This window comes from Cerasibacillus quisquiliarum (genome assembly GCF_014202495.1).
Classification (GTDB): domain Bacteria; phylum Bacillota; class Bacilli; order Bacillales; family Amphibacillaceae; genus Cerasibacillus; species Cerasibacillus quisquiliarum.
In genome coordinates this window covers 292,715-304,838 of record NZ_JACHHA010000001.1, presented here as the reverse complement: position 1 = coordinate 304,838, position 12,124 = coordinate 292,715, and the positions used below count along the sequence as shown (strand labels likewise).

The following is a 12,124-nucleotide window of genomic DNA, read 5'->3' as shown; positions in this document are numbered from 1 at the left end:
TTATGTTAAAGTTTTCAGAGTATACTTATGAACGACCAAATGTTAAAGCTGAAAAAGAAAAAGCACTTCAGCTCATTCAAGCATTTAAAGAGGCATCATCAGTCGAAGAACAAATGAACGCAGTAGAAGCAATCAATAAAAATCGCAACCGGTTATCAACACTAAGTAACCTTGCATTTGTAAGAGCATCAATTGATACTCATGACGCATTCTACAAAAAAGAGCGTGATTTTTGGGATGCTTTTTCTCCAGAAGTTCAAGAATGGAATACGTTATTTTATAAAGAACTACTACAATCGCCATATCGCAATCAATTAGAAGAAAAATGGGGCACGCAATTATTTAAGCTAGCAGAATATGAATTGAAGTCTTTTTCACCAGATATTATTCCGTTATTACAAGAGGAGAATAAATTAGTATCCGAGTATTCTAAGCTAGTCGCTTCTGCTCAAATCGAATTCCAAGGTGAAGTTTACACATTAGCACAACTTGGGCCATTTTTACAACATGAAGACCGCACAATTCGTAAAGAAGCATTGGATGCTAGAACGAGGTTTTTTGAAAAGCATCGTCATGAATTCGATTCAATATATGACAAGCTTGTTAAATTACGTCATAACATGGCTCAGAAGCTTGGATTCAAGAATTTCGTCGAACTCGGTTATGTACGCATGTCACGGATTGATTATAATAAAGAAATGGTCGCCCGTTTCCGTAAGCAAGTTGAAGAAGTCGTCGTGCCACTTGTCACAAAATTATATGAACGACAAGCAAAACGAATTGGTGTATCCGATTTTAAATTTTATGATGAAAGTTATCATTTTAAAACGGGAAATGCAACTCCAAAAGGATCACCTGAATGGATTATTGAAAACGGAAAGAAAATGTATGAAGAACTTTCTCCTGAAACAGCAGCATTCTTTAATTTTATGCTCGAACGTGAATTGATGGATTTGGTCGCGAAAAAAGGAAAAGAAGCTGGTGGATATTGTACGTTTATCGCTGATTATAACGCACCATTTATTTTTTCAAACTTTAATGGAACATCAGATGATATCGATGTATTAACACATGAAGCTGGACACGCCTTCCAATTTTATTCTAGTCGCGATTTAGGTGTTCCAGAATACTTAATGCCAACTAGTGAATCAGCTGAAATTCATTCCATGAGTATGGAGTTTTTCACATGGCCATGGATGGAGCTGTTTTTCAAAGAGGATACAGAGAAGTATAAATTCTCACATTTAGTCAGTGGACTAACTTTCCTCCCATATGGAGTTGCTGTCGATGAATTTCAACATCTCGTCTATGAAAATCCAGATTGGACGCCCGCGGAAAGAAATGCAGCATGGAGGAAATTAGAAGATAAATATATGCCACATCGTGATTATGATGGTCAGCCATATCTTGAAGCAGGTGGCTTATGGCAACGTCAGGGGCATATTTATCAAGTTCCATTTTACTATATTGACTACACTTTAGCGCAAATTTGTGCTTTTCAGTTTTGGAAAAAATCACGGGAAAATCACGAAGAAGCGTGGAAAGATTATCTTAAGTTATGTCAATTAGGTGGCTCTAAATCATTTCTTGGCCTCGTTGAATCAGCAAGACTTGACTCACCATTTGAAGAAGGAACAGTTGAGTCTATCATTCAGTCAATTGAAGCTTGGTTAGATCAAGTTGAAGATGATAAGCTGTAATAGCTGAAAAAGTGATAGAATAGCACAAACTATCGTAAGCAGTTAGTTTGTGCTGTTTTTTTCATCGGCATAGCAAGCATGCGATCATATCATTTAATAATATAAAGTTAACTGCAAAAAGCGATTGACATTGCAAATCATGGTAAAGCAGTCCAAATACGATTTTTAATTTTCTCTTGTTAAATGTTCGTATAATCTGCAATAAAATCTAGAAAACTCATCCAGACCAAAAGTCTTTCTGAAGCAATTCCGAATACAGAAATAACTCGTACTACTAAAAAAACAGCAAAACATCGCCTGTCATTATGCCATCATATCGTGTAACTGGCTTATATCGACATTGCCACCTGAAATCACTGTGACAATCTTTTTATTTGTTACTTGTAGATGACCAAACATTGCCGCTGCTATTGTCACAGCACTTGAAGGTTCGATCAGTTGCTTCATCCGTTCCATTACGAATAACATCGCTTGCCGAATTTCTTCTTCGCTAACGAGTACAAGATCATCAATATATTTTTGGACAATCGGAAAAGTTAATTCGCCTGGTTGACTCGTTCTTAAACCGTCAGCAATCGTTTTGGTTTGACCAATTGAGGTAATTTCACCATTTTTTAACGAAAGATATGTATCTTTAGCAAGTTCCGGTTCAACACCAATAACTTTTACACTTGGCTTTGTTTCTTTAATAGCTGTTAAAATACCAGAAAGTAATCCACCACCACCTACAGGTACAACGACAAGATCAGCATCTGTTACTTGCTCTAATATTTCTAATCCGATGGTGCCCTGTCCTGCCATGATTAATGGGTCATCATAAGGTGGGATAAAGACCCCTGCTTTTTCTTCTGCTATAGCTTTCGCCCGTGGAATACGTTCTTCTGAAGTAAAGCCACATTTTTCAACATGTCCCCCATAAGCTTTAATCGCTGCTACTTTGCTGCGATTCGCATCTTCTGGGACAACAATCGTAGCAGGAATATGTAATTGACTTGCTGTAAAGGCGACAGCTTGACCATGATTACCTGATGAAGCTGCTGTAACTAAGGTTGCACCTTCTTTTACAGCTTGTTTCACTTTATTCATCGCACCGCGAATTTTAAAAGATCCCGTTTTCTGTAAATGTTCTGCTTTTAAAAACATTTGATTTTCACATGCTTCGGACAGCTTTTTCGAAGTCATGATCGGTGTATGATGAATATCTCTTTGAATGGTCTCATATGCTACTTTAATTTGTTCAAGTTTTAACATCATTAAGCTTCCCCCTTACGTTCATTATGACTGTTTAAACCAGCCTTTCTCTTTATAATGTGACACAGCTTCAATTCGATTGCTCACTTCTAGTTTATCTAAAATAACAGATACATAGTTTCTCACTGTGCCATATGATAGATGGAGTTCATTTGCGATGTCTTTCGTACTTTTCCCTTCAGCAATTAAATGAATCACTTGTTGCTCACGATCTGTTAATGGATTACCTTTATCAAAAGCTAAGTCAATCAGTTCAGGAGCATAAATTTTTCTTCCGTCCATTATTATCCGTATCGAATTGGCAAGTTCTTCACTTGGACTATCCTTTAATAAATAGCCACTTACTCCTGCATGGCGTGCACGTTCGAAGTATCCATTACGTGCAAATGTTGTCAAAATAATAACTTTACAAGAGTTGTCTTTTAAACGATCTGCAGCGTCAAGACCACTCATGACTGGCATTTCTATATCCATAATACAAATATCTGGTTTTAATTGTCTAACTAAACGAAGAGCTTCTTCGCCATTTTTCGCTTGACCGACGACTTCCATATCATCTTCTAAATTAAGAAGCGCAGCTAAAGCCCCACGTAACATCGTTTGATCCTCCGCAATGACGATGCGAATCACATTACCGCCCCCTCTATCGTTATTCTGATTGTTTAATGACATTTGGAATTTGAATCGTTAATTGTGTTCCTTGTTTTGCGTCAATTTTCAAACTTCCATTAACAAATTCTAACCGTTCACGCATCCCTTGAATGCCATTGTTCATATGGTTCAAATTTTCCTCTGTGATTCCTATGCCATCATCTTCTATACACATCAACCATTGTTCTGGAGAATGAACGATTCCAATTTTACAAAACGTAGCTTGACTATGTTTTACAACATTTGTAATCGCCTCTTTTAAACACATCACCAATGTGTTTTCCACAAGAAGTGGTGTATTTTTCAATATAACATCCCCAACAACCTGACACTCAATTCGTGCGGCTTTTAATAATTGCTTAACACCAATCAGCTCTTCTTGAAGCTTTTCTCCCTTCATATTGTATACCATTTCACGGACTTCTTTTAAGGCAATGCGTGCGGTTTGTTGAACATCCGCTATTTCCTCAATTGCTTGTTTTGGATTTTTTGCCACCAAGCGTTTCGCTAAATCGCTTTTTAGTCCAATTAATGATAGCTTCTGCCCTAATGTATCATGTAAATCTCTAGCAATTCGGTGTCTTTCTTCTAAAACGATGAGCTCTGAAATTTTTTCTCGTGCTGATTTTAATTCTTCTTCAAGCCGTTCACGCTTATTACGGTTATACATATTTAATGGTAACAGAATAACGCCTAAAATACTGAAGATAATAAATGGCCATTGCGAAAAGAGAATATCTCTTTGAATAAAAAAACCAACCCCGACAGCAATGATAGTCGTGACAAGATGGATCATATAAAACGTGATAAAACGTCGTTTTTCCTGGATATTTCCGATATAAAAAGCTAGGAATAACGAAAAATAAACATAGCCCAATAATATCGTCATTACAATACTAATCGCCATTTCTACACTAACAGCAACATGGGCAATCCAACCACTTGATAAAAATGATAATCGATAGGCTGTAAAAAACAGAACGACCATCACAATTCCAAAAATAATCCCAGCTGTTGATGCTGTTTTAAAAACAAAATATAATGGGAGAATACAAAAAATGACCCAGACATAAGCACTTAAACCAGTGTTTTTAGGAATAATATGATACCAATTTTGCCTTTTATTTTCCATATCATTCTCCTTTTCTCATATTTTCCATAGTATCAGTATATCACGTGTATATCATACAGAATTAAAAAGCCTCCCAAATAGGAAGGCTTATTTTTCTTGTATACTTGATTTTAAAGGTATGTTTTTTCGCATCGCTTTCAAGTCTTTAAACGTTATAAATGATCGGCTATCTTCATCATATAAGCGAAAACGAATGGCTTGTAAGCTTGACGTCAATGTAATTGTCGTTGCTTTTTGTAATGGTGGAACTGTTTCATGAACATCTTCAAGATAATAATTTGGCACTTTTGGACTAAGATGGTGAACATGGTGAAAACCAATATTTCCAGTTAACCATTGTAATATTTTTGGTAATTTGTAGTATGAACTACCATCAACTGCCGCTTTAACGAAATCCCATTGTGCTTCAGTCGCAAAATAAGAATCTTCAAATTGATGTTGCACATAAAACAGCCAAATGCCTAATGACCCTGCAATTAACATAATCGGCAACTGAATCGCTAAAAATGCTTGCCAACCAATTAACCATATAAGTATTGTATATAATAGGACAATTAACAGATTGATTAAATACGTATTAAAACGCTCACGACGATGCGCACCTTTTCGATTAAAACGGTTTGAAATCAAGTATAAATACAATGGACCTAATCCAAACATAATAAACGGATTGCGATATAAACGATAAGCGATTCGTTTCCATATTGATGCGGATACATATTCATCGACCGTCATAATCCATACGTCCCCTGTACCAAGTTTATCCAAATTACCACTAGTTGCATGGTGAATTGCATGGTTTCGCTTCCATTTCTCAAAAGCAAAATGAGTAAGAACACCTGTGAACGTTCCAACAATTCGATTCCATTTACTACTATTGAAAAATGATCCATGCGTACAATCATGAAAAATAATAAACGTCCGTATTAAAAATCCCGCAGCAATCATTAGAAGCGGTAATGTTAACCAATAAGAAATCACCAAACTTTTATAAGCTAAATACCAGAGAATAATATACGGAACAACAGTGTTCAACAACTGAAAAACACTTGATTTCACATCTGCTTTTGCATAAGGTTGCACACTTTTTCTCAATTGCGCTTGTTTTTGTTTATGTTTCATCTTATGACTTCCTCCTAAACAGATAGTCATTGTTAGTATAGGTAAAATCACAAGATAAAATAAGTCATAAATGTCAGTAGTTCATATGACAAATGTCACATATATTAAGCTTATTCCATTAAAAAATGTCGCACCGGTTTCCCAGCACGACATTCTTTTATGACTATTTAAATACGCGCGCCGCTTCAACTGCCTTAAGCCAACCACGATATAATTTTCCCTTTTCTCTTTCATTCATTTTAGGTTCAAAGATGTGATCGACTTTCCACTGTTCACCTATTTCCTCTTTATCTTTCCAATAACCGACAGCAAGACCTGCTAAATAAGCTGCTCCTAAAGCAGTTGTTTCCTGAACGACTGGTCGTTCCACTTGGACGCCAAGCATATCGCTTTGAAACTGCATGAGAAAATCATTTTGTACCATACCACCATCTACACGTAACGCTTTTAAATGAATATCTGAATCAGCTTTCATCGTATCAAGAACATCTTTTGTTTGATAAGCGATTGCTTCTAATGTCGCACGAATAAAATGTTCCTTCGTTGTTCCACGTGTTAAACCAAACACAGCCCCTCTTGTCTCACTATCCCAATACGGTGTTCCTAACCCGACAAAAGCAGGAACAACATAGACACCTTCAGCCGAGTCGACACGTGTCGCATATGTCTCACTTTCTGATGCCTCTCTAAACATGCGCATCCCGTCTCTTAGCCATTGTACAGCAGAACCAGCAACGAAAATACTGCCTTCTAAAGCATATTCGACTTTTCCATTTAAACCCCAGGCAATGGTCGTTAATAATCCACGTTCAGATGTAACCGCTTTCTCCCCTGTATTCATTAACATAAAGCAACCGGTACCATACGTATTCTTTGCCATTCCACTTTCAAAGCAAGCCTGCCCAAATAAAGCTGCTTGCTGATCACCTGCTATCCCAGCAATTGGAACTCGTTCTCCAAAGAAATGATAATCCACTGTCTCTGCATATATTTCTGAAGACTCGCGAACTTCTGGTAGCATTGATTGAGGCACTTGCAAAATATTTAGTAGTTCATCATCCCATTTTAAGTCATGAATATTAAACATTAATGTTCTAGAGGCATTTGAATAATCGGTGACATGTGCTTTTCCACCAGATAATTTATAAACGAGCCATGTATCGATTGTTCCAAACATTAGATCACCGTTTTCTGCCTTTTCCCTTGCTCCATCAACATGGTCTAAAATCCACTTCACCTTTGACCCAGAAAAATACGGATCCAATAATAACCCAGTCTTTTGCCGAAACGTTTCTTCATAGCCAGCATCACGTAATTGCTGACAAATATGCTCTGTTTGTCGTGACTGCCATACAATCGCATGGTAGATCGGTCTACCTGTATGTTTGTCCCAGACAACTGTCGTCTCTCGTTGATTTGTAATACCGATTGCTGCTACTTGTTTTGCTTCAATATCTGCTATCCGTAAAGCCTCAGCCATACAAGCTAATACCGACGTCCAAATCTCATTCGCATCATGTTCAACCCAACCAGGCTCTGGAAAAATTTGCTCGAATTCTTGTTGAGCTACCGCTTTAATCTCTCCGTGGTGGTTAAACAAAATGGCTCGTGAACTCGTCGTTCCTTGATCCAACGCTAATATATATTGTTCACTCATCTATACTCCCTCCATTGATTTTCGTTCTATCTTGGATTAACCTATTTTATATTATACGCCGATTCACCTTCATGACCAACCCTATTTTTTCATTTGCTTGCTGAAGAACAGTTAATAAATATTTTACTATTACTCTAACCCACCTCAAGTTTATTTTTAATAAACATTCAATATACTGTATGTAGAAAATCATCATACAATAAAAGACCAATCCATGCTGAAACATGGAACAGTCTTCACTAGACCGAACCCCATCAAGATGGACCGCGCGGGTGCGGGATAATTAATAACCCTAAGGTCTGCTAAGCATATAGGGGATTGTTTTTATTGTCATGATTGGACAGACGCCACCAACATTCCAAATGAAATGATTTATAACACTTGGATGTGTATTCTCAAACAGCCACATTCCACAAGTATTTATTCAAAATTGTTCTTATTAACTTAACATATCTGTTTATTTTATAATAATATTAAGGTATACTATATATAGAAAATCATAATATAATAAAAGACCGATCCATGCTGGTACATGGAACGGTCCCCAATAGACCGAACCCCATCAAGAGGGGTGGCGCTAAGAGAAATAATCCCTCAGAGCCTCGCTATAAGCACATGAGGGATTATTTTTTATTGTTATGATTGGACATCATATACGCCACCAGCATCCCAAATGAAACCATTAAGGACAAGGTGAAATACATTGTTTCGTCCATAGGCATCACCCCCTTCTTGGAAACCCAAAAAGGTAAATGGTGCGCCATCCCTCATGTGAAGCCGATCTATTGTAACTTCAGTATACCATAACAACCATTATGATGAAATAATCTTCTAATAATTCCTATGTTTCAGGTAAATGAGGGCCATTTTATATTGTATAAGGAATTGCATAAGATCCGCGGAGTTAACTTTGCTAATCCTTATTTTGCGTGGTATAAGGAGAATAAACTACCTTATTTGTTTCGTAAATTTCATTTCAGACTAGCGCTAATGAAGATATACTTATGCCACACTTAGTCCGGGTAATCATGGAATATGTAAAGAGTTTAGATTGCTACCCAGCATGTTGTTGAAATCATCACACGATTAACGTGGGGTAAAACTCGCTACTCAACACTTAGTTCCAGTAATCACGCTGTTCGTGTGCGGTGCAACACCTAATTTTTTTAAAAATTTCAATAAAAGGCAAATGAAGTAGTGAGTAGAGCATTCTACCAGATGCGGTTGAGCGAAAAAGGAAGTAACCTGAACGGGTAGTGAGCCACACTAGATGTGGATTCAAAAAAAGAGAGCCACGCGATAGTTGGATCTCTTTCTCCATATCATTTTAAAAAGGTGCTCCAGAAAAGGGAGCACCTTTTTATGCCTCATCATTACGAGAGACTAACTTCGTCCTCTACGTTGGGCCATTGTTTCTTCGGCGATTCGGATCATACGCTTTACCATTTCGCCGCCCACTTTTCCGTTCTCACGTGCAGTTGTATCGGCACCTAGCTCAACATTCATTTCATTAGCAATTTCTTCTTTCATGTTGTTGATCGCGTTTTCCGCTCCAGGGACAAGTAATTTATTATTGTTCCTGCGTGCCATTTGTGATCACTCCTTGTGGGATTGAATAGTTTCCTATTCAGCCTTACGATATGGAAAATTTGCATGTTTATACATGGAAAATAAATAAACCTTTTTAGAGACCTGGACGATGATCTAGGAAGTTTTGATAAGCAAATCCACGAACTTCATCTTCTTTGTAATGTTTTAATAGCTCGTTAATAAAATTTTCATATTGACCGGCATGTTCCAACTGGTCAACATAATAACTAATTCCGTCAAAATCAGAACCAAACCCGATTTGCTTCACCCCACCCAATGCACATAAATGGTCGATATGCTTGATCAAATCAGCAATTGTCGCCTCTTTACTATCCTGCTTAATAAACGGCGGATTGAACACAACATGAATAAGACCATTTTTTTCAAACAACGCTTTAATTTGATCATCATATAGATTTCTCGGATGATCGCAAATTGCTCGAGCATTAGAGTGACTTGCGATTGGGTAATCAGCTAACTCAATCATATCCCAAAATCCTTTTACTGTAGAATGTGACACATCTGTAAATACATGATGTGCATTGTTTAATTTAACAACTTCTTTACCGAGTAAAGTTAACCCACCACCACGTGGTTCACCGGCTCCGTCAGCACAAAGGTTAGCGTGATTCCACGTCAGACCAATTGATAAAATACCTTCACGATAAAGCTGTCTTAACTTCACTAAGTCATTACCGAACGGGTCTGCTCCTTCAAGTGTTAATACAGCCCCGATTTGATCATCTTCTAACTTATCGATATCTTCCCATTTTTTAATATGAACCATCTCTGGGTTATTCGCTAAAATCTCGGAATGAAATAAATCAATTTGCTCCAATAAATAGTCCCATTTTTCATATGTCGGGATATTAGGCTCTAAAAATAATGCGAAAAACTGTACCATATAGTTTCCTTGTTTTAAACGGTTAAAATTCGTATCTAACGAAGGACTGTTTTTAAATTGTAATGGCTTCACGCCGTATATCTTTCCCCTTTTAGAAAGTTGTAGTTTATATAAAGCATCACAATGAGCATCAATGATTTTCATATTACTATACACCACCCTTGTCTATCTCTATTAAGAAGTCCATGCTTAATGACGCTTTTGGCATGCATTGATAAACGCTTTGAAAATATTCCATGACGCCTCATCATCCACTGCAATCATATTTTCAGGATGCCACTGTAAACCTAATACAAAATGGTGCTCTTTACTTTCAATCGCTTCGACTATTCCATCACGTGCTGTACCACTTACCTTTAATGGTGAGCGAACAACTCGATTTGCTTGATGGTGACGCGTATTCACACGTAATGTTTCAAGACCGGTAATTTGATGTAGTAAACTACCTTCTGTGACATCAACATAATGGGCGCCATGACTAAGCGGTGCTTTCTGATTATGTTGTAATAAATCACGATCTTGACATTGTGCATAAATATCTTGATACATATCACCACCAACTGTGACATTTAAAATTTGACTCCCACGACAAACCCCAAGAATCGGTTTATCTAATTTAAGCATTTCTTCAATAATCAGTTTCTCAAAATGATCACGCTTAGGAATGACTGTTCCTAAATTCGGATGCGGTTCTTCACCAAAATATGTCGGATCAACATCATATCCGCCTGTCGCTAACAGACCATCAATTTCACCAACTATTTGTGTCACATCACTCATTTCCTCAAAATATGGTAACACAACAGGAATACCACCTGCTTTTAATATCGCTTTAATATTCGCATTGGCTACCTTATAATATGTTTCGTCCACTTCCATCGATGGTGTAATCCCAATAATTGGCTTCATATAAATCTCCCCTATTCTTATTATGAAGTTTAAACATTTCATAACATCATTATCTATTTAAAAATTAAAACTTATAAAAAATTTAACTGGAATTGCGTGACAATTTTACCAATTTTCTCATCTCGCGCATTTAAGACCGCTTCTTCAACATATGGCTCTAACTCGTTTCTAATCGACTCGTCACCAATATCTAATTGCTTTAATACTTCCATCGCCGTGACACGTGTTCCCCTTGCGTTTCCATCTTCTACTTTAATGGCTACACCAAGACCTGTTTCTTTATCTCCAAAGCAATGCACAGCCTCCGCCCCCCCTTTAGCAACAAGTCGCCCTTTAAACACTCGCATTAAATCTGTATCAAACTGGTTTGTACCAGCAACCATTTCCGGATAATCGACCATTGCTTGACAAATTCTGGCTAAACTATGTTGGCGTGACTCGTTTTCGGTATGCCAATTTTCCGGATTAGCTAAACGAGCAAATAATAAAGCGACTTTATCTAGTGGCAAACGATGCACAGGGACACCACATCCATCAACAGATGTAACTATTTTTTCTTTTGAATACCCGCTCACATCTGAAATAACATCGATAATTTGCTGTTGATAAGGGTGCGTTACATCTCGATATGTATCTAATGAAAAACCTTGCTTTTTACAACCTGCTAACATGCCCGCATGTTTCCCCGAACAATTACTAAATAATGGTGTAAGTTTTCCTCCTTTTTTAATAAGCTGTTCGTAACTTTCTTTATGTCTCGGAATATGTATGCCACATTGTAAAGATGTCTCCTGAAGATCAAGCTTTTTTAATACAGTGGCAACCGTATCTCGATGATATCTCTCTCCTATATGACTAGCACAAAATAAAGCCAACTCACGTTCTGTTAAATGATACGCTTCCATTGCACCCGACTCTACAACTGGAACCGTTTGAAGCGCTTTCATTGATGAGCGTGCAAACGTAAGCCGATGTGGATTCCCGTAATAAGCAACCAATTCACCTTTCGCTGACATAACAGCGATATGGATTTGGTGTGTACTTTCAATATAGTCCCCTCGATAAACGAGAACAGGGGCATTTGAATGATTCATGCTGTGCTTCCTCCCCACTCCATTATGTGAAATTTATGTAAATTATACCAATAATCGATTACAAAAAGCAAAACATCTCCTTATAGAAAATATTTTTTTGATATTATCTATGAA

10 protein-coding genes are annotated in these 12,124 nt (G+C 37.3%); 1 reads left to right on the top strand and 9 read right to left on the bottom strand.

Annotated features, from left to right (window positions below):
• The first annotated feature begins 2 nt into the window (after positions 1–2).
• Positions 3–1,700, top strand: coding sequence for a M3 family oligoendopeptidase (locus HNQ35_RS01465; protein WP_146934723.1), 1,698 nt, complete (start codon positions 3–5; stop codon positions 1,698–1,700).
• Positions 1,701–2,003: 303 nt separating this feature from the next.
• On the opposite strand, the gene HNQ35_RS01460 is transcribed toward HNQ35_RS01465, so the two are convergent.
• The 9 genes from HNQ35_RS01460 to HNQ35_RS01420 all read right to left on the bottom strand — a co-directional run bounded on the left by HNQ35_RS01460 (position 2,004) and on the right by HNQ35_RS01420 (position 12,010).
• Complete coding sequence (locus tag HNQ35_RS01460; protein ID WP_146935093.1) at positions 2,004–2,951, bottom strand: threonine ammonia-lyase; 948 nt, start codon at positions 2,949–2,951, stop codon at positions 2,004–2,006.
• A gap of 24 nt (positions 2,952–2,975) precedes the next feature.
• Positions 2,976–3,581, bottom strand: coding sequence for a response regulator transcription factor (locus tag HNQ35_RS01455; protein WP_146934726.1), 606 nt, complete (start codon positions 3,579–3,581; stop codon positions 2,976–2,978).
• A 19-nt stretch (positions 3,582–3,600) separates the two neighbouring features.
• Positions 3,601–4,734 carry a sensor histidine kinase gene (locus HNQ35_RS01450; RefSeq protein WP_146934728.1) on the bottom strand — a complete coding sequence of 378 codons (1,134 nt, stop codon included), beginning with the start codon at positions 4,732–4,734 and terminating at the stop codon, positions 3,601–3,603.
• An 87-nt stretch (positions 4,735–4,821) separates the two neighbouring features.
• Positions 4,822–5,856: a Delta(5) desaturase DesA gene (gene desA, locus HNQ35_RS01445; protein ID WP_146934733.1), complete on the bottom strand. Its 1,035-nt coding sequence runs from the start codon at positions 5,854–5,856 to the stop codon at positions 4,822–4,824.
• 163 nt (positions 5,857–6,019) lie between these two features.
• The gene (gene glpK / locus HNQ35_RS01440; protein WP_146934736.1) at positions 6,020–7,513 is read right to left on the bottom strand and encodes a glycerol kinase GlpK; all 1,494 of its coding nucleotides are present in this window, start codon (positions 7,511–7,513) and stop codon (positions 6,020–6,022) included.
• 1,383 nt (positions 7,514–8,896) lie between these two features.
• Positions 8,897–9,103 (bottom strand): alpha/beta-type small acid-soluble spore protein, encoded by a 207-nt coding sequence (locus HNQ35_RS01435; protein WP_146934739.1) that lies wholly within the window; start codon positions 9,101–9,103, stop codon positions 8,897–8,899.
• 94 nt (positions 9,104–9,197) lie between these two features.
• Positions 9,198–10,151: a dipeptidase gene (locus HNQ35_RS01430; RefSeq protein ID WP_146934742.1), complete on the bottom strand. Its 954-nt coding sequence runs from the start codon at positions 10,149–10,151 to the stop codon at positions 9,198–9,200.
• Positions 10,152–10,196: 45 nt separating this feature from the next.
• Entirely contained in the window at positions 10,197–10,916 is a 720-nt protein-coding gene (locus HNQ35_RS01425) for a gamma-glutamyl-gamma-aminobutyrate hydrolase family protein (protein WP_146934745.1), read from the bottom strand.
• Between the two features lie 71 nt (positions 10,917–10,987).
• Entirely contained in the window at positions 10,988–12,010 is a 1,023-nt protein-coding gene (locus tag HNQ35_RS01420; RefSeq protein WP_146934749.1) for an asparaginase, read from the bottom strand.
• Positions 12,011–12,124: the final 114 nt, after the last annotated feature.